18 protein-coding genes and 1 pseudogene are annotated in these 21,801 nt (G+C 42.4%); 3 read left to right on the top strand and 16 right to left on the bottom strand.

The genetic code is table 11. From position 1 onward, the window contains the following. Positions 1 to 444: 444 nt before the first annotated feature. The 7 genes from CIK98_RS09005 to CIK98_RS08970 all read right to left on the bottom strand — a co-directional run bounded on the left by CIK98_RS09005 (position 445) and on the right by CIK98_RS08970 (position 6,116). Positions 445 to 1,044, bottom strand: a complete 600-nt coding sequence (locus CIK98_RS09005; protein ID WP_094383905.1) for a hypothetical protein — start codon at positions 1,042 to 1,044, stop codon at positions 445 to 447. 574 nt (positions 1,045 to 1,618) lie between these two features. Next, positions 1,619 to 1,774: a hypothetical protein gene (locus CIK98_RS18135; RefSeq protein ID WP_172409881.1), complete on the bottom strand. Its 156-nt coding sequence runs from the start codon at positions 1,772 to 1,774 to the stop codon at positions 1,619 to 1,621. A 120-nt stretch (positions 1,775 to 1,894) separates the two neighbouring features. Then, positions 1,895 to 2,305, bottom strand: coding sequence for a hypothetical protein (locus tag CIK98_RS08995; RefSeq protein WP_094383903.1), 411 nt, complete (start codon positions 2,303 to 2,305; stop codon positions 1,895 to 1,897). Between the two features lie 11 nt (positions 2,306 to 2,316). Beyond that, positions 2,317 to 2,763: a Panacea domain-containing protein gene (locus CIK98_RS08990; protein ID WP_094383902.1), complete on the bottom strand. Its 447-nt coding sequence runs from the start codon at positions 2,761 to 2,763 to the stop codon at positions 2,317 to 2,319. Positions 2,764 to 2,959: 196 nt separating this feature from the next. Further along, a complete protein-coding gene (locus CIK98_RS08985; protein ID WP_094383901.1) occupies positions 2,960 to 3,460 on the bottom strand; it encodes a hypothetical protein in 501 nt (166 codons plus the stop codon). Positions 3,461 to 3,831: 371 nt separating this feature from the next. Continuing rightward, positions 3,832 to 4,404 carry a UpxY family transcription antiterminator gene (locus tag CIK98_RS08980; RefSeq protein ID WP_094383900.1) on the bottom strand — a complete coding sequence of 191 codons (573 nt, stop codon included), beginning with the start codon at positions 4,402 to 4,404 and terminating at the stop codon, positions 3,832 to 3,834. A 503-nt stretch (positions 4,405 to 4,907) separates the two neighbouring features. Continuing rightward, a complete protein-coding gene (locus tag CIK98_RS08970; protein WP_094383899.1) occupies positions 4,908 to 6,116 on the bottom strand; it encodes a site-specific integrase in 1,209 nt (402 codons plus the stop codon). A 269-nt stretch (positions 6,117 to 6,385) separates the two neighbouring features. Here CIK98_RS08970 and CIK98_RS08965 point away from each other — a divergent pair, with 269 nt between their 5' ends. The 3 genes from CIK98_RS08965 (at position 6,386) to rhuM (ending at position 10,918) form a co-directional block, all read left to right on the top strand. After that, positions 6,386 to 7,453: a Fic family protein gene (locus CIK98_RS08965; protein WP_094383898.1), complete on the top strand. Its 1,068-nt coding sequence runs from the start codon at positions 6,386 to 6,388 to the stop codon at positions 7,451 to 7,453. Between the two features lie 379 nt (positions 7,454 to 7,832). Beyond that, positions 7,833 to 9,311, top strand: coding sequence for an RNA-binding domain-containing protein (locus tag CIK98_RS08960; RefSeq protein WP_094383897.1), 1,479 nt, complete (start codon positions 7,833 to 7,835; stop codon positions 9,309 to 9,311). A gap of 236 nt (positions 9,312 to 9,547) precedes the next feature. Next, positions 9,548 to 10,918 carry a RhuM family protein gene (gene rhuM, locus CIK98_RS08955; RefSeq protein WP_094383896.1) on the top strand — a complete coding sequence of 457 codons (1,371 nt, stop codon included), beginning with the start codon at positions 9,548 to 9,550 and terminating at the stop codon, positions 10,916 to 10,918. A gap of 362 nt (positions 10,919 to 11,280) precedes the next feature. On the opposite strand, the pseudogene CIK98_RS08950 reads toward rhuM, so the two are convergent. From CIK98_RS08950 to dnaK, 9 genes and pseudogenes are all read right to left on the bottom strand, one after another. Further along, positions 11,281 to 12,024 (bottom strand): annotated as a pseudogene (locus CIK98_RS08950) (transposase); the annotation flags it as partial. A 143-nt stretch (positions 12,025 to 12,167) separates the two neighbouring features. Then, positions 12,168 to 12,338 carry a hypothetical protein gene (locus tag CIK98_RS18130; RefSeq protein WP_094383894.1) on the bottom strand — a complete coding sequence of 57 codons (171 nt, stop codon included), beginning with the start codon at positions 12,336 to 12,338 and terminating at the stop codon, positions 12,168 to 12,170. 70 nt (positions 12,339 to 12,408) lie between these two features. Continuing rightward, positions 12,409 to 13,179: a DUF1883 domain-containing protein gene (locus CIK98_RS08940; RefSeq protein ID WP_094383893.1), complete on the bottom strand. Its 771-nt coding sequence runs from the start codon at positions 13,177 to 13,179 to the stop codon at positions 12,409 to 12,411. 5 nt (positions 13,180 to 13,184) lie between these two features. Further along, positions 13,185 to 13,487 (bottom strand): hypothetical protein, encoded by a 303-nt coding sequence (locus tag CIK98_RS08935; protein WP_094383892.1) that lies wholly within the window; start codon positions 13,485 to 13,487, stop codon positions 13,185 to 13,187. A gap of 96 nt (positions 13,488 to 13,583) precedes the next feature. Next, complete coding sequence (locus CIK98_RS08930; RefSeq protein ID WP_094383891.1) at positions 13,584 to 14,597, bottom strand: YafY family protein; 1,014 nt, start codon at positions 14,595 to 14,597, stop codon at positions 13,584 to 13,586. Between the two features lie 3 nt (positions 14,598 to 14,600). After that, a complete protein-coding gene (locus CIK98_RS08925) occupies positions 14,601 to 16,838 on the bottom strand; it encodes an AAA family ATPase (protein WP_094383890.1) in 2,238 nt (745 codons plus the stop codon). Then, the gene (locus CIK98_RS08920; RefSeq protein ID WP_094383889.1) at positions 16,835 to 17,413 is read right to left on the bottom strand and encodes an RloB family protein; all 579 of its coding nucleotides are present in this window, start codon (positions 17,411 to 17,413) and stop codon (positions 16,835 to 16,837) included. Before CIK98_RS08920 ends, CIK98_RS08925 begins: the two co-directional genes overlap by 4 nt. 2 nt (positions 17,414 to 17,415) lie before the next feature. Then, entirely contained in the window at positions 17,416 to 18,645 is a 1,230-nt protein-coding gene (locus tag CIK98_RS08915) for an ATP/GTP-binding protein (protein WP_094383888.1), read from the bottom strand. A 926-nt stretch (positions 18,646 to 19,571) separates the two neighbouring features. Beyond that, positions 19,572 to 21,485, bottom strand: a complete 1,914-nt coding sequence (dnaK, locus tag CIK98_RS08905) for a molecular chaperone DnaK (protein ID WP_094383934.1) — start codon at positions 21,483 to 21,485, stop codon at positions 19,572 to 19,574. Between the last annotated feature and the right edge of the window lie 316 nt (positions 21,486 to 21,801).

Raw genomic sequence — 21,801 nt, 5'->3', positions numbered from 1 at the left:
ATATAATATCGAAACCAATTCATTATGTTATTTTATTTTTAAGTTTACTGACTGGGTAAAAGTATACACTCTGACACTTTTATGTGAACGACCATTATTACGAAACCGCTTTCTTTTAAGCTTTTTTATGTTGTACAATTTTTTCACTGCGGTGAAAAAAGCTAAAGTTCTGCGGCTTATAACCTTCCACTACAATATTTGTAAGCAACCAATCCCTATTGCAATACACCAGAGCCCCAGTGTTTACTGGGGTTTCAGGGATATAAGGATTATCTATTTGATTGTATTTTTAAACATGTGACGGTCAGGCATTCTGTTTGTCCTTGAGATATTTTATCTCGGACTGGAGAATAACTGACAAAATGTAACTTTACAACTCTGAATATAAACTTCTGTTGTGGTGTTTATAGTGCTGCCACGCACAGTGCGTGGCAGCACCGTGAGTTACTTCGCACTCTCTGCTAATAATAAGGCGAATGCCTTGTCGAGGTCTTTTGACTTGACGGCGTCCTTAACATTCTGTGGGACATCGGTTTCTTCAACCGGGACGACTTCTCCATCTTTGCCGATGACGTTTACACGGCCATCAATGGCTCCGAGCATCATGTTTGCAAGGAGTGAGTCGGGATCGAGCATCCCTACCTGATGGTCGTCGGTAATCCTGACGGAATCGGAGGTCGAATCGTATGGGGCTAAACCGACGCTATCGCCGGTGTCCATCACTTGTACCTCCACGTCAGTGCCTTCCCACATCGTGCGGTCGAGATCCCAAGAAAGGTTATAGACGGTCTTGCCGAGAGTTTCGTCTTTATCTTTCTTCTTACCTGGATGGTGGAAGGTGTAAAGACGAACCAGATTTCCCTTCCTAAGGTTAATGTCAGGGAAAAGATAGACTCGCGTATCGCCTTGGACTGGCAAGTAGTTCTTGCCATAGTGATAACGCATGAGCATCATACCTTCGAGAGAGCACTTGGATGCTGCTTCCAACTCCACATACTCGTTCTGTTGGCCTCTGTTGAAGAAGCCGGAAACAAATACTTTCATAATGTTTAAATTATTATATTGAGTTTTTAAAAGCAGCGCGTTTAATTATTTTAGTCCGGTAAACGCGAAACGGACTTGGTACTCGTACCAAAAAAGATTAAAAAATTAAAGATTAAAAAATTAAAGATTTTAAAGATTAAAGGCTTCGGGTCGGGAAAAGGACTTAAAGCCTGGCCGGCTGGGCCTGTACTCGCAAACAAGCTCTCGCCCCTGCGGGGTTGCTCGTGATTATCTACGCAACAGAGTTGCGATTATTTGACGCAATAGAATTGCGAGTGTTTAACGCACATAGTGCGAGTGTTTATGCGCCGTGGGCGCCCATGCGGATTGATGATGATTGATTGCTGATTATCACTGATAAAGATATTTATTAACGACAACAGGGTCTACATGTGACGACTTAGATTGTCCGCAAGCGGACGGGGTTGGGGTGAACGCTAATGTCCATTAATTATCCGTAAATTTATCGTAAATTATTACTTGCTTGTTGGTACGACAGAAGGGGACGATCCTTCATCCGCAGGGGCGGATTGCCGGCATGCCGTTGATTGATGAAGATTGTCTTATTTGACCTTCATTGTTTATCTATCAGTTTAAACAAATCAGAAGCATCGGGAAGTTCCATATTTGTAGTTCGTGCTTCTTCCAACTCTGCGAATGCCCTTTTGAGGCTCTTACTTACATACTGCTGTTGCTGCAATGTCTTCCTTTGGCGATTAGCCTCTTCCATACGTTGATACAATGCATCCTTAACATTTATCTCTGTTTGTATATATTCTAAGAGGTACAAGTCCGTTTTTCTCATCCGTAAGTTGCTTCTTTAAGTGACAGAATTGATGATAAAAACGTATTACTTCTTGCCGTGGAAATAGACGTCGCCAAAGTTGTATTCAATGAATATAACCTGAAAGACGTTGTTGTCGCGATAGCCCAAAAATACATGGTTGTCGCCTGAGGCACGGAACACCATGAGACTTGTCATTCCTACAGGGACATGTTGCTTGGCAGCAGCGGTGAGACTGTCAGCCTGCATCTTCTCAAAACCGAAGGAGTGGCGGGCTGAGGTGTTTACTGTGTTCCAGTCCAAACTACTGAGTTTTTTTAAACGCTCAAAAAAAGAAATGAAAAACGAAGTATCGTTATGACAGTTGACATAGCTGTATGGGCGAAGTTCTGAAAAGCCAAACACAATCCTTTCCTGAGGCTTGCCGATGACGGCTGCATGAGGCTTGGGCTGTTTGATGGCGAACTTCTTTACCATAATGACTGTAACTATTGCATCTGAGTCTTGAAATATGATTCCATGCTCGACAACGGTATGACAGTACCGCGGTCGTGGGGCTTTGCCTCAATCCAAGGTCTCTCCGTATGGGTGCGGTTCATCAATCCAATGGCTGAGAACTCCCTATAGGCATCATATACCTGACTGAACAAGATTTCCTCCTCTTCACTGAGGGATATCTCCGATTCTACTACAGGTAGAGCGGATGAACCGTATGCTGAGAACACGTCATATACAGTTGGTACAACAGGCCCGTACATCCATGCCTCTACATTCTCAGAAAACAACGGTGTGCCAAAAGCTGCAAGATGATAGCCCTGCTGATAGTAAAGCAGTTTCTGCAACTTCAGGTTGGTAAGACGCTCGCCTCCGTTGGGCTCGTCGTTCTGCGCCTTGAAGATTAATTTCTTTGCTATGTCTAATGCCTTGTATGTCATATCTTTCTAATTTTGGTACAAATTTACGTATTTTTTTGCTAACGGCAAAAGAAATGTTTATTTTGTAACTTTTGCTAACCTTAATTAACTTTAATAACATTAATTATACGTTGTACTAATTCTCACTGCAGTGAGAAAGCTAAAGTCCTGCGGCTTATAACCTTCAATCACAATATTGATAATTATTGATTGATTTTCAATTCCACAAGTCGCGAAGTCCGTCTTTCCAGGCTGGGAAAGGCGGGGTGGTGTTGAGCTCGTTGTAGATATCAACGTTCTTATTGACCAGCATCGCCACTTTGTCCAATAGATTGTTGTCTATATGGGCGATGAGAGGGGTATCGACGTCACCATCACAAAAGACACCAAATCCTCTTTCGTGAGCAGGGGCGTTTCTATGACTTAGAAGACTGACGTCGTCCTTGTCTTCGCCGGTTAGAACAGCAAAGAGAGTTGGACAGTTCTTCTGGATTCTCGGCAGTTGGACATCGGGATTCTGCATACGCATGAAGTATTTGTCCCAATTGGCATAGAGCATAATCTTGCCTCCTGTGCCTCGGGTCATGTTGATAATGACATATATGCCAGGCTTCAGTTTAAAGATGAATTCTATGCAGTCCTTTCGGGTGCTCAACGTGAGATTCGGCATTTCTTCGTAGAAGGTGGCACCGGCTTTTGTATCGAGTAGCTTTCGCATTGAAAAAAAATTAAAAATTAAATAATTAAAGATTAATGATGTTAGTAAGCGGTCATTTAAGACCCGTAAGCCAAGATAAAATAAAATTTTTATTTTTTATTAAGAGAAATAGGGTGTGATTATACCCATTCGGACACAGTTGATGGCTGCCTCGCCATGCGCTTGGGCACTGATTGCTTTTATGGAATTTTCTTCTGATTTCATAGTGCAAAGTTAATAAAAATATTTGATATTTCCTTTATCAGTGAAACTAGTGCAGATTTTGAGCAGCTGCCGGCTATGGAGGACGGAACGGGCATCTGTAGTAGAGGAGACTCCGAAAGGGTGGCCTTTGCGTATGTCTTTGATGGTTATCATCATTGTATAAGCTTTCAGTCTATGACTTGAATATATTCCGGTGCGACTTCTGCGGAAACCGCTAACAAGTCGGGAATGATGACTACGAGTTGCTTACCACGCTTCCTGCCAATCTTTATGAAATAGCCTTCCACCTGATCGAACGGTCCGCCATGCACTCTTACTCGCTTGCCTTTGGCGATGTCAATCTTATCCTTGCCTTTGTTGATTTCATCAATTTTATAGAAATGGACCTCCTGTTCCGTCTGTTTACACACCTCGATGAAATTTTTCATCTCTTTTTCAGGCACGGTTAGATAGACGAGTTCATCTTCGGTTTTCCATGTGACAAACTGGAGATTGTAATAATAATTGTGTTTGAAATCAACAATCTGCCTTTGACTTGCATATACAAACACCAGACTATGGATGACGGGTACCATACAAAGGGTTTTCTCGCCGTTGATGGTGCGAAGGACTTTCTGCTTGGGTATGAAATGCTTCAGGCCATACGTTTTATGAGAGAGACGCTCTTCGGCAGTACTCTCGTTCTTGTAGGCCCGCATGACATACCACCGTGGTTTATCCTTGTCCTGTACATTTGCCATAGTATTTTGACATGTATTATTTAGGGAAAGAGCATACTCATGGTTCACCCCGATGTGTGTATCAGGCTGTATATCAGAATCTTCCCTTGTGTTGCAACTACAATAGTCATCTATTCTCAGTTTTCCGAGTCCACTATTTGCAAGGCCTTCTTTCCGGCATGAAATACCGTTCGGATAAGGTATGCAAAAGTGTTTCTCTCTTTAAGAGAAATATCGTTTTGCTAAACAGTTGATACATAGGCATGATTTCGCTGTAAATTATCATATTTGCAAAACATCCGATTGACGAAAATCAATAGTTTTTTGTGTTTTTTATAAAAAAAATGATAGACAATTTGGTGGTTTGGAATATTTTCCGTAATTTTGCAACGCTGAGGAGTTTCTCTTAAAGAGAGAAACACCTTTTTGCTCAACAATCCCCGTTTTTTTTGTGGTTGCGGTATCTCACCGCAATACAATAGTTATAAATATTGAAAGAAAGGTGCAGTGAGTCACTGCACCTCCTAAAGAGAATTGATGATGAGATTGTTGGCGTTATCTACTACAGAGGTGTCCAATGAGGAGAGATATATCTGTGTGGTTTTCTCGGAGTCATGCCCCAATGCCTCGCTGATAGTGGAAATGGGCACATTCTTGCTCTTGGCTATGCTTGCCCAGGAGTGGCGGGCAACATAGGTGGTCAGCGGTATGGACAGGCCTATAATTTCTCCGACTTTCTTCAACTGCTTGGTGATACGGCTATAGGCATTCTTGTACTGCCTCCAGAATAGGGAGCCCTCCCCTTTGGCGATAGGGAGAAGATAGGGAGAATCTTCAGTCTTGTACTTCTCTACAATCTCCTGCATGGCAGGTTCCCATTTGATGTGCAACTGTTGCGAGGTCTTCTGACGGCGGTAAGTGAGCGTGCCGCCATGCAGATTGCTTGGTGTAAGTTGTGCCATGTCGATGAACGACATTCCACGGGTATAGAAACTGAACAGGAAAATATCCCTTGCAAGTTCCATACGTGGGGTCAGGCTCAAATCCAGATTTTTCAACTGCTTGATGATTTCCAAGGGAAGGGCACGCTTGACGGTCTTGTCGATGCCGGTATAGACGTGCTTGAACGGTGAGGAGGAGATGACCAATCCGTCGTCAATGGCATGGTTGTAGATGGTGCGTAGGTTACGGATATAGAATGAAGTGGTGTTGCGGCACAGTCCGCTGTCCTTTAGCCACTGCTCATAGCCCTGTATCATCGTGCCGTCGATTTCTTCCAACGGCACATCGTCTCCTTTCAGGTAACGCTGAAGGCTGTTGAGGGTGGTGGTGTATCTTGCCACCATCCGCTTCTTGCCGATGCGTCTCAGTTTCTCGTTCAATTCCAGCGTGTAGCCGATGATGCCCTGCAACTCCTTCCTTTCATGGAAGTGTTCAACGACGGTGTCTGCAGAGTAAGGATGCCCCTCCTTGTCCAACCGTGCAATGACCAGCTGCAGTTTCTTTCTGTCTGTTTCCAGTGTCTCTTTTAATTCCTGGAGGTAATTATTGCGCTGTGGAGTGGCGGAAGACGACAGGATGACGCTTGAATGAACCGCATCCCACTCTGAGGAATAGATTCTGTATGCTGTTTGTATTTGCCTTACCACACGGTTGTGGATGACCTGATAGTACAGGCGGCCCTCTTTCTCCTGAACGGAGGATGTTCTGAACTTTAATTTGATGGATGCCATAATTCTCTGACTTTAACATTGACTTTTCTTTTTTACCTTATATAATATATGTGGCTGCCAAACAACAAATGTCGGATGACCCAAACATGTTATCACAAAAATGATGGATGAAATAGCACTAGAATGCCTAATAATACTAAAAAAGGTTGCTGGAATACACCTTTTTATGTGTTATACTGCTATTATTTGACGAGAATTTTGTAACTTTGCACGCAGTAAAGGTTGACGAAATAAACCTTTTAGTGTAAATTCTTGCAAAAACCGTATATATGAAGAGTATAGAAGACGTAATGAGCGAATGGAACGCTTTGCAGCCCTTGTCTGATAGAGACAGAGAGATGCTTAGCCGTCGATTCACTATTGATTTCAACTATAATAGTAACCACATTGAGGGTAATACGTTGACTTATGGACAGACAGAGATATTACTCCTGTTCGGAAAGATAGTTGGCGAGGCTGATGTTCGTGATGTTCACGAAATGACCGCCAGCAATGTTGGCCTGAAAATGATGAAGGAGGAAGCAAGGCTTAAAGAGACTCCTTTGACACAGCATTTTATACGAACGTTGCATAAGACCCTCTTACGAGAGGATTATACAGTGTATCGCAATCTGCCTGGAGGGGTTCAGACAAGTTACGTTATCCATGCAGGACAATACAAAACGCGCCCAAATTCTGTCATCACTCGTTATGGTGACCGATTTGAGTATGCTACACCAGAAGAGACTCCTGCTTTAATGAGCGATTTGGTAGATTGGTATAACGATGCAGAAAGATCGGGAAAGTTGACTCCAATAGAGCTTGCTGCGATATTCCACTATCGCTACATTCGTATTCATCCATTTGAAGACGGCAATGGACGTATTGCCCGATTGATGGTCAACTACATCCTCACTCGCCATGATTATCCTATGATCGTGGTGCGTAGTCGTAAGAAAAAAGAGTATTTAGAGGCATTGCATCGTACTGACCTTACTGTCGGAGCTGCCCCTTCACTTGGCGCACATGCCTCAAAGCGTGACATTCAGCAGTTTCTTACTTACTTTACGAACCTTTTTATTGACGAGGTGTCATATGACATACAGTTCCTGACTGAGCGTGGAGATAATGTTTGGTGGTTTGATGGCGAACGCGTGAAATTCCGTAGTGCTACTACCAGCGTAATACTTAACCGCATGTATGAGCAGCCGAACAGTACCATCCCGCAACTGGCAGAGGCTGCCGGTATCAGTGTTACAGCAGTAAACAAGCAGTTACGACTCCTTACAGAGAAGGGATATATCACTCGTACTGAGAAAGATAATTCTTGGAGACTAATTATCACACCATCAGTATAAAACACAAAGAAAAACAGGCAAGTTAAATTATGCTCGAAGAGGAATGTGATTACGTTGTCAAAATGACTTGTTTGTGCCAATGATAACGACAAATACTTGATAAAATCATCAAATTTTCACTATAAACAATAAAAATTATGTGTATTCTGCTGAATTATGAATAAATTTTTGTATCTTTGCCCTCAAATAAGAGAAATCTATCATGGCAAAATTAAATCGGATAAGAATCGTTCTAGCAGAACACGACCTAAACAACAAGTGGTTGGCAGAATACCACCCAACCAAGCCTTGAAGCCCTCATTGCAATAGCAAATGCGCTTGAAGTGCCGGTACAGGAGTTGGTGAGACAGGATGAATTCAATCAAGAGAAATAAGTCGAATGATAACAAAAGACGAAATACAAGAACTGCTGCATAGCACGGAAACCTATCGTGTGGAGCGAACCACGTCAACAGGTGACATGGATAAGTTCCAAGAGGCCATCTGTGCCTTTGCTAACGATCTGCCAAATTCACGAAAGAATGGCTACTTGATATTGGGCGCTTTCGACAATGGCGAGTTGTCAGGTCTGAAGGTCACTGATGACTTGCTGAAGAAGATTGCAGCCATACGCAGCAACGGAAACATCCTTCCTATACCTGTTATGAGCGTTGACCGTTTCCAGTTCCCTGAAGGTGATTTGTTGGTTGCTGAGGTCAGTCCGTCCGACCTGCCGCCTGTGCGCTATCGTGGACGAACTTTTATTCGTATCGGTCCTCGTCGTGACATAGCATCGGAGGCTGAAGAACGCATCCTAGCAGAACGAAGAATGTCATTCATGGCAACCTTCGACACCATGCCTTGTTTGGCTGCCAAACTGAATGATGTCAACACGGACTTGCTGCGCACAAAGTATCTGATACCGCTATTAGGTAATGAGATAGTGGAGTCAGATAAGCGCCCTATCGAGGAACAGATGGCCGCTGTGGGCATGTATGACACTGAGCACCAATGCCCCACATATGCAGCAGTCGTACTGTTTGGCTACAAGCCACGCCGTTTCATGCCAGGTCTTTATGTGCAGTATGTACGTTTTAAGGGTGAAGACGTGACCAGTGAGGTGGAGAACGAAATGCAGTTGGAAGGCAATTATTGTGAATTGTTGCCACGTCTGGAATCGCTTTTGGAGTTGTCTGTTATCAAGAAGAAACCCGTTTTCGTTTCTATCCTTCGCGAGGAGATGGTCAGTAACTACCCCTATCAGGCTATCCGAGAGCTTCTTCTTAACGCCTGTATGCACCGCGATATGCAGAGTAATACGCCACTTCGCTTCTATGAGTTTGCCAGCCATCTGGAGATTCTGAATGCAGGCGGCTTGTATGGCAATGCCCGTCCTGAGAATTTCCCCAGTGTTAACGACTATCGCAACCCACTTGTTGCCAGTGCCATGAAGACACTGGGCTATGTCAATATGTTCAATCGAGGTGTAGGCCAAGTCCAGACTGACCTGAAGGAAAATGGCAACCAACCCGCAGAGTTCAACGTCAATCTTATCACGGCATTCAAGGTTGATGTGAGAGTCTCACAGAGTTATACCAAAGAGGATGGCGGTAAAACTGGCGGTAAAGTTGGCGGTGATGTCGTAGAAAACATCGCAGAAAACATCGCAGATAGCATCGTAGAAAAATTATCTACGACGCGTGCTAAGATTGTTAGAATTATCTGTAAGAATCCGAACGCTACGGCACAATCCATTTCCAAAGAAATAAATATCGCTTCTCGCAACGTGCAAGAGCACTTAAGAAAACTACAGGAACAAGGGGTCATCCGTCGTATTGGCCCAGACAAAGGTGGGCACTGGGAAATAATCGCACCATAGTCTTTGAGGGTAAGATACCCCATAAGACTAATAAGAGAATAAACTGAAAGAACAATGATACAAGAAAATACACCTGCAAAGGTTGGCTTATTGGAGTTACATTGGTTTTCATCTTTGGAAGTCTGATGGCATAAACGGAGAGATAAATGGCTCATATTCCTATATCTCTGGTACAAACAGTGAAAACATACAGCGGTGAATTGTAGCAACATCCAACGAAAACGTTAAAAATATATATGGAGCAAAATTCTAACAACATCCCCGAACTCCAATCTCCTTTCAAGCAGTTAAGAGAGGTTGATGCTGATGGCAAGGAATGGTGGAACTCACGCAAGTTGGCGCGAGTGATGGGCTATGGCAAATACTGGAACTTTGAACGTGTCATAGCCAAGGCACAGGCATGGACTTCACAGAAGGGCTATCATCTGGGTGAGCATTTTGTGGAGATAACAGAGATGGCGGAACTGGGCAGTGGTGCTGTCAGAGAGGTGACGAGCATCCGTCTGTCTCGTGCGGCCTGTATGGCTGTGGCTATGAATGCCGACCAAAAGAAAGAGATGGTGAAGGCGGCTCAGCAATATTTCAGTGCGACCATGACTCCAGATGTTGCTGTGAGAAGCATGGAGTCTTCAGTACTCATGTATAGAAGTGGACATGGAAAAGTACAGGTTCAAGTTATCTTCGACACCAATACTTTCTGGCTTTCACAACAGAGAATGGCAGAGTTATTTGGTATCGACGTTCGTACAGTTAATTATCATCTTAAACAAATTGATGAAAGCGGAGAAATACATTTGTCCGACACTATCCGAAAAATTAGGATACCTTCGGACAAATGGTCTGGCGAGGTGATGATGTATAACCTTGATGTGGTCATTGCCGTGGGTTATCGTGTGAATAGCTATGAGGCAACTCAGTTCCGTATATGGGCAACACAGGTTCTGAAAGAATACCTTACCAAAGGATTTGTGTTGGATGATGAGCGACTGAAGGGAAAGAACGTATTCGGGGCAGACTACTTCGATGATTTGCTTGACCGCATCCGTGAGATTCGTATCAGCGAGCGACGTTATTATCAAAAGATTACAGACATATACAGTGAGTGTAGTTCTGATTACGATAAAGATTCAGAACAAACGCAGTTATTCTTTAAGACGGTGCAGAACATAATGCATTATGCCGTAACAAAACAGACCGCTGCCGAGATTATCTATGACCGTGCGGATGCCGAACGCCCTCATATGGGTTTGACAACATGGAAGAATGCGCCAGACGGAAGAGTCATCAAGTCGGATGTTACTGTGGCCAAGAACTATCTCAGCGAAAAGGAAGTTGATTCGTTGAACAGGTTGAGCAATGCCTTTATAGACATTGCAGAGCAACGTGCAGAAGACCATATCTTAATGACTATGGCAGACTGGTCGGCTCTACTACAGCGCTATATGGATTTGAACAACCGTCCGTTACTTCCAGATGCAGGGCGTGTGACTCACGAACAGGCGGTAGAAAAGGCACTCACAGAATATGACAAGTTCCGTGTCATTCAAGACCATGAGATTATGAGTGACTTTGACAAACAGTTGAAATTATTATTTGATAAAAAATAATAGTACAAGAAAAGCGTGTAACTCACCAGAGCTACACGCTTTCCATTTGATTATGTATTCTTATTTCTATATGTGCTTACTTCACCTCCTCAAATATAAAGTGTGTTGATAATCAATATATTACGTTTATCAAGGTACAAATAATATGCAAATGTATGCATAAAACCACATATACAAAGTACAAAGAAACATGTAAGCGTCTCCGCGATGACGTATTGCATATATCAAAAAAAACCGCTAAGAGCTCACTTAGCGGTTTTCTTTCCATTTGTCAGGCAGAAGCATCCTGTATTTTTCCAGCGGCGTGTTTGGCGGCAATGCTGCCGCTTTGTTAATAACGTCCGATATGTATTCGAAGAAGTTCACGCCGTTGAGTCTGCACGAGCACACGAGAGAATAGAACATGGCTCCCCGTTCGGCCCCTTGTGAGAACCGAAGAACAGCGAGTTTCTCCGTGATAACGAGATGTAGCGGTTTAGTCTCTCGATGTCGTTGTTGTCCAGATGATAGTCTCCCCTTTTGAAGATGTTCATCAGCGCATCCCATTCTCCGAGCATGTAGTGCACCGCGTCATATTTCTCTGTCTTTGGCAATATCGTCTTGTCGGCTGCCATACGGTCGAGCTTTTTCCTTATGATTTTCATTATCGGCTTACACATGTCCTTCCTCCATTTTCTGTGCTTCGCCTCGGTCCACCCGTTTTGTCCGATCCTGTGTTTGTGGTCCAGGTGGTAAATGTGGTTTATCAGCCTGACTATCACCTTGCAGTCGAAGTCGTCTCCGCAGTCGAGGAACTTCCTTTTCACATGTTGGAAACAGGCAAGCCTGAGGAACCATTTTCCCGCGCTCTTGTATGTCCTGTAGCCGTCTGACTGAAAGGCTCCCTTAAAGCCGCGGATGAACTCGAAGAAAACATCCGACCCCCTCGACCCGCGGCAATAGAAAAAATATACGAGGCCGAGGTTCACGGCAAGGAAAACCCAAATATATCCGTTCTTTATCCCCTTGCCGTCCTTGTTCTTTTCCTTTACCAATATCTTGTGGTAAGTCTCGTCGGCACAGCCGTATGAGTCTGTCTTCACGGTTATCTTAAGTGCCTCATTGAGTTTTTCGAAGAGATTTTATGGAGCTGTAGAATCTTTGTCTCGTTGTGATTTTAAATGGCACAATGTCATTCCTTCGTTCACGTAAATTATACTTAAATTAAAAAATGCCCCGTTGAGTTTCATCAGCGAGGCACATTCTTAAATCACTTTTCTTTTCTAACGCCTTTGAATGGTGTTCCGTCCTGTTTGCCATCCATAAACTGTCCATTAGGGCCACGTTTTGTCCAAATGCCAGTCTTTGGGTTCAGAACTTGACTTCTCTGGCGCACCATTCCGTTTCTGTGGCCATCGCCACTTGGGGGATTTGTTGCCATATTCAATCTTTACCCGTCCTTTTCGGGGATTAAAGTGGCTGCATGTTTCAGGCAGCCGTAATAATTTTCTCTATCCATTTATTAACTCTGTAATTTCTTCTGCAATTTCTTCAACCGTATATGAAGCTGTATTACGGGCTACTTTGTCGGCGAGTGATGGCGAGTAGTCTAACACCTCTTGCTTGGTAATGCCATGCCAGATAGGCAGGAGTACCTGCTCTCCTGTGTTGGCTTTGGAAATAATACCATCTAGTTCATAGTTAGTCCAGCCTTTTTTTATGAAAGACTGAGACAGTACTACGATACCAAATTTGCTCTTAGCTAAGCCTCTGTCTATCTTTCTTCGAAGACTGTCGCCAATCTTTAGCTCAAACTCGTCATACCAAACCTTCAGCCCTTTGGTCACTAGTGCTTGCGCTAATGGGCGCACCACACTATCTTTGTCCTCAGAAGCATGTGAGATAAACACATCATATTCCATACAACTGTCTTCAGAGTCACCAATAGTAATAGGCTCTTTATGCAACAATGAGGGAACTGAAGATAAAGGAGGCTCTCTGTATTCAGGTAGAGGGCTGGGCAGTTTACGTACAGAAGATCTTACAGAACCTCTTAAACCTCCAAGGTCAATGGTCACATACCAATGACCTGAACGAGGAATCGTTAGTACAGATGGCGAACGTCTCATGAGTCCGCCATAATAGCTATGGCGGCGCCCATGTTTGTAGTTGTTATAGTTGGAACTATCCATTAGTCTCACGTTGGCAGCATTGCCACTGAGTGTTACTTGGACTTGTTCTCCTTTACCACACTGATGTAGGTCATAAACTTGATACTGCATGGTTTCTACTCTTTAGTGGTGTTAGTAATTTCATAGCAGTACACATACACACTGTCATCAGAACCTCCGCCAGTGTCACCTTCCATGCCCTTAGCCAGATAGTACTCCTCCACCTTTTGGGCTGTAGCCTTGTCTGTAGCAGTACGGTATATCCACCAGGCATTTTCCTTACTTACATTGTGCTCAACAAATAGCCTACGCTCAATGTTATTGGTTATTCCAACATAAAAGTTAGAATAATACTGTTTCGAGCTCTTCTGAAGATGAGCATCGAAATCTGCAATAATTTCTTTTGCGGTCAATCTCATAATTCAATATATTAAAAATGTTACTAATTCAAATTTACACCGCAAAAGTAGGCTCTAAGATTGCAGCCTTACTTCATTGTTTCAGAAATCTCTTTTCTATTTACAATTTTTAACTATTTCCTCGGCTCTATTTCTTATTTTGTTCCGCAAACTCTTTGGCTCCACTATCTGACAGTTGTTCATAAACCCTAGCAGTGCAGTCTCAAATTCATAGTTTAAAATTAGGCTCATCTCTATCAAAACATAGTTCTCATTCTGCTCAATTATCTTCTGGCTGCTATGCATCGGTTTGGAAATCATATACTCTGCATCAGGATATCCCACCTTTAACACAACTTTTTCCTTTTTCGCTTTGATATTGACAGACACACCTACCACTTGACCAAAGTACTCGTCAAAGTTCATACCTTGATAAGTTTGGTATACCACATCTTTTGCTTTTTCAAACTTATCTATACGGTCAAGAGGCAAGTTCACTAATGGCAGTTTATCTGCCATGTCTGGTTCCATTCCTATTAAAAACCATCTGTTGTTGAATTGCCTTAATTGGTAAGGATGTATTTCCCTTTTCTTGGTGGTCTTTCTATACTTATAGTAATATACGTATAGTACTTTTTGATTCATAATAGCATCCATCAGTGGCTCAAAGTGCTTCATGCCTCTTAAATAAGGATTGTGGTCGAAAGCAACAATGCCATAAGGCCTTTCGCCTAGATGGAACGTATCTTCCAATCTAGTCAGTGTTTCTTCTATCCAAAGGTAGTTGGGCAAACCTTTTAGCCTGCCAAGCATCCTTATCATTTCCTCCAGTCTCCCCATATCCTCTTGGGTTAAGGGCATATTCATAATAGAAAAGTCTGGGTCACTATAGTAATAATAGGCCTTATGCCCCACCATGCCTTTTTTGATGGGGGCAGAATAGCCCTCACTATCCATCATATAGCTGATGTCTTTTCTGATGGTTCTATCTGAGACTTCAGTCCCATAATAATAGTATGTATCCTTATTGACAATATCTATCAGGTCATCCATAAAGTACCTTTTGCTTCGGTCTCTGAAGCATCTGTCTAATACTTTATGCCTCTCAAAGGCATTCTTTGTTGCTGGCATACTCTAACTCTCTTCAGTACTAACACTACTTTCACCTTCTTTAGTAACTGGTCGCATCATCATTTCGTAATGCTCCAGCTGATTCATCTTCTCAAATATTTTTTTGAACACAGCCTTATGACGTCCAAGCTGCTCTTCAGACAATTCAACGAAGATGTCATCTGGAAAAGAATGAGAACCATCATTAACCCAACTTAGCAAAGATCTGCATATTTTTCTTTCTTCTGGAACTTCAAATTTCTCAAGGATATATTCAGGACTAAATCCACCTAATATCTGGAAGTAGTTCTCAATAATCCTACGCATGATATTCTGTATTATCACATGCGATTTAACATGATTAGAGTTTTTGTATTCATGCCATAGCAAATCATATGAACTCTTTATCGGGTTATCCTTCATAAAGGGTTGTATTGAAGAGATATTGTCATTCTTTCTCAATATCCAGAAATAAACATCATCCCTCCATTTGCAATATCTATCAAGAAAAGAAACTTCTTTGTGGAAGTAAACATTGTGAGTAAGCAGTATAACCTGCTTAATATTGGTATTTCCCTCATGAATAGTTGTGAATAACTCCCTAATCAACGTGCTTACAACAAAAAGAACACTGCTATCCAAACTTGAAACAGGATCATCTATAACCAACACCCTGCTACTGGTAATACCACTATCACTAAAACTACCTTTCACTAACTGCATATAATACAAGAAGGTCAGGAAAGTGATTTCACCCTCACTTAGTGTTTTATACGCCAATTCTCCATTTTCTCTTACAACGTGGTATTGATTATGGCCTTCAACGGTTTCTTCAATGTGAAAACCTGTGAAGCCAAAGCCTGACAGCATCTTATTCATTTTTATAACTGTAGGCTTTACGCTTGTCATGTTAGTTTCTAGTTTTCTGATTTCTGTCCTTAGTTCCAAATATCTCTTTCTAGCATCTTTAATCTTCACGTCTAAAGCAGATACGCCCTTAACAGTGTCCTTACACAATTTATCGTAGGCTTTCAGTTTTACATATTCAGATTTCACGAAAAACCGCCATATACTCTTTATCAGGTTGTCCCTCTCGCTATTAAAGTTATTCACAAGATTATTATGCTTGACAATTTCATCATTTGCACTTTTGATAAGAGCATTTATTTTCTCAATTATGTTTTTGGTGGAAGGTAATGTAATCTGCCTACTAGGTTCTTTTGCCTTCTGAGTCATACTCCCATATATTTCTGAGATTGTCGCATTAAGAGCTTTGATTAATGATTCTATCTGAATTATATCAAGAAAGCTCTTTGGCATACCTTTTTGCCCCTCTACCATAACTTTCAGCTTATAAACAATATCGTTACAAGATGCTTTATAGTTGGCTTGCATGTTGTTTATTTCAGCAACATTCTTCTTATATCCCTCATCAAAGAAATCATTCAGTTTCTTTCTAAAATCCCCATTAATAGTGCGGTGCTGGCAGAAAGGACATACATCACTTCCATCTTCTAGAAACTGCAATCCTTGGCTAACCCAGTCAGACATTCCCAATTTCTTAATTAGAGCAGCAATATCAATATCCTGTTTACCCACTACAACCTTTTTCCACAATTCAGATTCCTCAATATTGAATAAAATAGAGGCGTTAATAGTTTCTATAAGAGCATGTGTGATTGGTGTTTCACCAAAAAGCTGATATGCTTTTTTCCTAAGAACATCAACTTCCGGCACATCATCTTCAAATATACTGAAGCTCTCTAAAATTTTGTCTTTAAACGTTTCCTTCTTTTTAAACCCTTTACAAGCATCAGAAAACTCAGAATACCTTCTATAGATATTATCCCATAGGTACTGCATTAAATTACTTTCTTCTGTATTTTTCTTTTCTTTCAGTTTATCAATATTCTTCTGATAATTTTTCCCTTCTTCCTCTATTTGGTTGAGTTGCTCATTTTTTTCCTTTATAATTTTCTCTTTTTCTATAGTTGCTTCACCTAGGGTAAATATCCCAGGCATATTTTCAACAAAGTTTCGATCTTGGAAATCCTTGTTGTATGTCAAAACATCAAGCGGAGTATCATCAGTCCAATCAATAAAACACTCAGGATATTTACCCTCAGTATCACTCAACACTTTGCTAATAGTACTTTTTCCAGTACCATTAGCACCATAGATAATATTTACCTTTTGCAGGTTCTCAATCATTACCTCTTCTTTAAACGAGGCTTCATTTAGGATTTTTATAGACTTAATCATATTACAACATTCCTTTTACTTCCTACCTCTTTAAGAAATTCAATCAATTTATAAATGCCTGTTGATGGATTCTGGAATTCATGCAGTTCCTTTGCTCTTGTAACAGCAATATCCGTGTTGTTGTTTAAGAAAGACTTTTGTGTGTCGGTAAAGGCCGATTTGGAATAATTCTTCCACAAAGATGCGCTTTTCTTCAACTCTTTGATGAGTGCATCCGTTTCGATGGCAGCTTTTTGGTCTTTGGCATGAAGCAGCAACCATATCTCAAAACAAGGGTTGCTTAAAAGCATTTCAGCCTTACATTTACGCAATTTCTCATTGATGGCTTGTACATCCATGTCGTACATGAGGAATGTGTGCACCTTATCCCATTGAGAGATTTTGAGTTCCTTTGTACGCTTCTCAACCAACGATGGCGTGATTTTCGTGCCTTCTATGTGCGAAATGATTCTGATAGGTGACTTATACCACGATTTTAGTAGGTTGATATAGCAGACCTCTGTTTCGCCCTCGCAAATAACAAGGGCAATCTTTCGCATTCGCAAAGACGGTGACGGTTCTCTTTTGCTTGCCATAATCAATCTTCCAATAATTGTTTGATACTTGATACCGAAGAATCAACATAAGGCACAGCATCAAAGCGCCCTTGTATATACCCCTTTTCGGCATCCATGTTCTCACGGAAATCCTTAAAGTCGTATAATGAATACACTTCCGTTGCACCTTGCTCCGACTTGTTGACAAAAACAATCTGGTCACGTCTCAGTCGTTTAACATCGATAAGGTTCGTGTTATGGGAAGTGAACAATAACTGACTGCTCTCTGAGGCATGAATCAAGTCGAGAATGAAATCAGCCAGACGAGTGTGAAGTCCCATGTCAAACTCGTCCATCATAATGCTCTTCTTATTCTTTACCACATCCAAGAGTCGTATCAGAATCTGGAATAGTTTTCTTGTACCATTAGATTCTTCCATATCCATGTCGAACATAATGTCCTTTTGGTTGCGATGGTACGTCTTGAAGCGAAGCACATCCACCAGCTTGTATGACAGTTCCGTTTGTCCAGGCACAACCACAGGAGCTGGCATTTGCTCTTTCCTTGCCTCGATGTCAGTAATATCCGTATCGCATATTTCAAGTGCTTTGAGTATCACCTTCTTGTAGGCATTGAAACTGTCCAGCACCATCATGTCATTCACATTTACAAGTCCAAGCAGGAATTGATTCATGAAATAACGATATAGCTTTTGAGCAATTTCTCTGTTCATCGAGCTGGCACGACTTAGGAAAAGGTTCCTCTCACTGGTGTTTGTAACCACATCCGAAGGCTTAGCCATAACGCCAGTACCAAAGCTGTATTTTCCTTCTGCATCACGAACAAATATCTTTGCACGTCTGCCAACTGGGTAATGATATAGACTTTCGCTGATAATACGTTCACGAGTTAATTCAAAAGCGTATTCGTATTCCACATCATCGCACACAAAATCAATCAAGAACTTACTTGATTTATCTTGCCAACCATCGAATTTGAAAGGTTCGAAATTGAATATCGCACCTTCATTGTAGAGGTGTGACTCCAAAATCATTCTACAGCAAAAAGTAATGGCTTTCAGAATATTCGATTTGCCAGAAGCGTTTGGACCAAAGAGTCCAATGGATTTAAGTACTGGCACACCGTTCCACGCCATCACATTATGGATTAACTCCCGTGCAAGAGCTGTATTGATGTTTCCTGCTCTAAAGTCGATTCTTATCCTATCTCTAATAGAAAAGAAATTCTCAAATTCGATTTTTAATATCATTATACACTTGATTTTGTAGAATTGCTGCAAAAATAGCAATTAAATTTGATTTTACAAAGGATTTAGAGTAAAAATAGTTATAATATAACTGCTTTTTAACATTTATCAACCGAAATAATAGATGTTTACACTTATTATATATCCAAACTATCCTCTTTTAGAAGGAAATCGAAAAGACCTATTGTCAGTATGCCTTCTTTATTGCGACGTGGCATGCTCCATGATGTGCGTTTCCTCTTGTTGACGCATATCTAAGATGGCATTTCTCAAACCTATATCAGAGAAATAGTATTTGGATAGTGGCTTACATTCTTAACGTTTTTTATTCTACTACACAAGTTTTACATTAAAAAACTGCCAATCTTGGCATTTTTTTTATGCACAGATAACTACTGAGGTCAACTGCGTGACTGTCAGTTTGAAGCAATCACAGAACTCGAAAGGTTTTTCCTGTTTTGTAGTGTCTATTCCACTTGCCGATGCCCATTTTTCTTAGCAAAGTTACTGCCCTGACTTATGTAAAGCTTTACATAATGATGGAAATAGTTATAGAATGGAAAATCGCAAAACAATCTTTGAAAAGAAGAAGGAGTTGTAAAGCAATAAGAACATATTGATATATCAAAAAAAATACAGGTGATGCATTTACTTTACGAAAAAATGATGCATTTAAATTTGCATGTTACATTACGGTCACGACAATGGCGAATATTACAAATGACTTCATATTTTCAAGTTTGATTTTACTATGATTTGGCTTATTGCCAGTGCAAAAATAGTGTTGAGATACAAATGGGGTACAGATGTTTATAATAATAACGCAAAGATAGCAATATTATTGTGTACGGCCAAAAACAAGAAAAGCGTGTAACTCACCAGAGCTACACGCTTTCCATTTGATTATGTATTCTTATTTCTATATTCGCTTACTTCACTTCCTCGAAGTCGGCATCCTGGACGTTGTCGCCTTGTGACTGCTGGGAGCCTTGTCCTCCGGCGTTCTGACCGGCGCCTGGCTGAGGTCCGGCCTGAGGACCGGCTTGCTGGTACATCTGGGCAGAGGCGGCCTGCATTACCTGGTTGAGGTTGTTCATAGCTGAGTCTACGGCTGCGATGTCCTGTGACTTGTGGGCGTCCTTGAGCTGCTGGAGTGCCTGCTCGATAGCTGGCTTCTGGTCGGCTGGCAGCTTGTCGCCGTTGTCCTTCAGGAAGTTCTCGGTGGTGAAGATGAGGGAGTCTGCCTGGTTGAGCTTGTCGATGCGCTCGCGCTCTGCCTTGTCGGCTGCGGCGTTCTGCTCTGCCTCGGCCTTCATGCGGTCGATCTCTTCCTTGCTCAGGCCTGATGAAGCCTCGATGCGGATGGCCTGCTCCTTGCCTGTGGCCTTGTCCTTGGCTGACACCTTGAGGATACCGTTGGCGTCGATGTCGAAGGTTACCTCAATCTGTGGTACACCACGGCGTGCGGGAGCGATGCCGGTGAGGTTGAACTGTCCGATGGACTTGTTCTGGGCTGCCATAGGACGCTCACCCTGGAGTACGTGGATGGTTACCTCGGTCTGGTTGTCGGCTGCGGTAGAGAACACCTCGCTCTTCTTGCAAGGAATGGTGGTGTTTGCATCGATGAGCTTGGTCATCACGCCACCCATGGTCTCGATACCAAGAGTAAGCGGGGTTACGTCAAGCAGTACGATGTCGCCTACTCCACCCTCCTTATTAAGGATGGCACCCTGGATGCAGGCACCTACGGCTACCACCTCGTCGGGGTTAACACCCTTAGAAGGCTCCTTGCCGAAGTAGTTCTTCACGAGAGTCTGAACGGCAGGGATACGGCTTGAACCGCCCACGAGGATTACCTCGTCGATGTCGGCTGTGTTGAGCTTGGCATCGCGCATAGCGTTCTGGCAAGGTACGAGACAAGCCTGGATAAGAGAGTGGGCGAGCTGCTCGAACTTGGCGCGAGTGAGAGTCTTTACGAGGTGCTTTGGCACACCGCCAACAGGCATGATGTAAGGAAGGTTGATCTCGGTAGAGGTAGAGCTGGAGAGCTCGATCTTTGCCTTCTCGGCAGCCTCCTTAAGACGCTGCATTGCCATAGGGTCGCCAGTGAGGTCGGCACCCTCGTCGTTCTTGAACTCCTGTACAAGCCAGTCGATGATCACCTGGTCGAAGTCGTCGCCACCAAGGTGGGTATCACCATTTGTGGAGAGCACCTCAAACACACCGCCACCGAACTCGAGGATAGAGATATCGAATGTACCGCCACCGAGGTCGAACACGGCAATCTTCATATCCTTGTTAGCCTTGTCGACACCATAGGCAAGAGCGGCTGCGGTAGGCTCGTTGACGATACGGCGTACGTTAAGACCGGCAATCTGACCAGCCTCCTTAGTGGCCTGACGCTGAGAGTCGGAGAAGTAGGCAGGAACGGTGATTACGGCATCCGTAACCTCCTGTCCGAGATAGTCCTCGGCAGTCTTCTTCATCTTCTGGAGCACCATGGCAGAAATCTCCTGCGGAGTGTATCTGCGTCCGTCGATGTCAACACGAGGATAGCCACCCTCATTGACAACCGTGAAAGGCACGCGGCTCACTTCCTTGGCGGTCTGCTCATAGGTTTCACCCATGAAGCGCTTGATACTGTAGACGGTGTTCTTCGGATTGGTGATGGCCTGACGTTTTGCAGGGTCGCCAATCTTACGTTCTCCGCCTTCAACAAAGCCAACTACAGAAGGAGTTGTGCGCTTGCCTTCGCTGTTGGCGATTACAACTGGTTCGTTGCCTTCGAATACGGCAACACATGAATTAGTTGTTCCTAAGTCGATTCCAATAATCTTTCCCATAATTCTTTCTTTTTTTATTATTATTTTTTTTATTTTCGAATGAGTCAACTATTTCCCTTTCTTCCGAAAAGTTGAGTTATTAAACATGTTATAGAACACTGAAAGCGACAAACAGTATTGCGCTCTCATTTTCGGGGGAGGCAAAGGGTGTGCCAAATGACAAGCGACTGACATTTTGTCATATAAACATAAAACGTTAAATATACCTAAAAAAATGATTTATTTAGTTGCTTATATAAAATAATGTAGTAATTTTGTCTGCAAAAGTAACTTTAGACGAATAATCACTTCATAGAACATTAAATTCTAAAATCGA

It is taken from the genome of Prevotella sp. P2-180 (assembly GCF_002251435.1).
Taxonomy (GTDB): domain Bacteria; phylum Bacteroidota; class Bacteroidia; order Bacteroidales; family Bacteroidaceae; genus Prevotella.
The sequence above is the reverse complement of the archived record's forward strand: the minus strand, read 5'-3'. Positions and strand labels throughout refer to the sequence as shown.

What these genes read in the sequence shown, in the direction of transcription:
- CIK98_RS08965 (WP_094383898.1), top strand. Translation starts at nt 6,386, where the DNA reads ATGAAGAGTATAGAAGACGTAATGAGCGAATGGAACGCTTTGCAGCCC.
- CIK98_RS08970 (WP_094383899.1), bottom strand. Translation starts at nt 6,116, where the DNA reads ATGGCATCCATCAAATTAAAGTTCAGAACATCCTCCGTTCAGGAGAAA.
- CIK98_RS09005 (WP_094383905.1), bottom strand. Translation starts at nt 1,044, where the DNA reads ATGAAAGTATTTGTTTCCGGCTTCTTCAACAGAGGCCAACAGAACGAG.
- CIK98_RS08980 (WP_094383900.1), bottom strand. Translation starts at nt 4,404, where the DNA reads ATGGCAAATGTACAGGACAAGGATAAACCACGGTGGTATGTCATGCGG.
- CIK98_RS08985 (WP_094383901.1), bottom strand. Translation starts at nt 3,460, where the DNA reads ATGCGAAAGCTACTCGATACAAAAGCCGGTGCCACCTTCTACGAAGAA.
- dnaK (WP_094383934.1), bottom strand. Translation starts at nt 21,485, where the DNA reads ATGGGAAAGATTATTGGAATCGACTTAGGAACAACTAATTCATGTGTT.
- CIK98_RS08930 (WP_094383891.1), bottom strand. Translation starts at nt 14,597, where the DNA reads ATGCCAGCAACAAAGAATGCCTTTGAGAGGCATAAAGTATTAGACAGA.
- CIK98_RS18130 (WP_094383894.1), bottom strand. Translation starts at nt 12,338, where the DNA reads ATGGCAACAAATCCCCCAAGTGGCGATGGCCACAGAAACGGAATGGTG.
- CIK98_RS18135 (WP_172409881.1), bottom strand. Translation starts at nt 1,774, where the DNA reads ATGGAAGAGGCTAATCGCCAAAGGAAGACATTGCAGCAACAGCAGTAT.
- CIK98_RS08915 (WP_094383888.1), bottom strand. Translation starts at nt 18,645, where the DNA reads ATGATATTAAAAATCGAATTTGAGAATTTCTTTTCTATTAGAGATAGG.
- CIK98_RS08940 (WP_094383893.1), bottom strand. Translation starts at nt 13,179, where the DNA reads ATGCAGTATCAAGTTTATGACCTACATCAGTGTGGTAAAGGAGAACAA.
- CIK98_RS08995 (WP_094383903.1), bottom strand. Translation starts at nt 2,305, where the DNA reads ATGGTAAAGAAGTTCGCCATCAAACAGCCCAAGCCTCATGCAGCCGTC.
- CIK98_RS08960 (WP_094383897.1), top strand. Translation starts at nt 7,833, where the DNA reads ATGATAACAAAAGACGAAATACAAGAACTGCTGCATAGCACGGAAACC.
- CIK98_RS08935 (WP_094383892.1), bottom strand. Translation starts at nt 13,487, where the DNA reads ATGAGATTGACCGCAAAAGAAATTATTGCAGATTTCGATGCTCATCTT.
- rhuM (WP_094383896.1), top strand. Translation starts at nt 9,548, where the DNA reads ATGGAGCAAAATTCTAACAACATCCCCGAACTCCAATCTCCTTTCAAG.
- CIK98_RS08925 (WP_094383890.1), bottom strand. Translation starts at nt 16,838, where the DNA reads ATGATTAAGTCTATAAAAATCCTAAATGAAGCCTCGTTTAAAGAAGAG.
- CIK98_RS08920 (WP_094383889.1), bottom strand. Translation starts at nt 17,413, where the DNA reads ATGGCAAGCAAAAGAGAACCGTCACCGTCTTTGCGAATGCGAAAGATT.
- CIK98_RS08990 (WP_094383902.1), bottom strand. Translation starts at nt 2,763, where the DNA reads ATGACATACAAGGCATTAGACATAGCAAAGAAATTAATCTTCAAGGCG.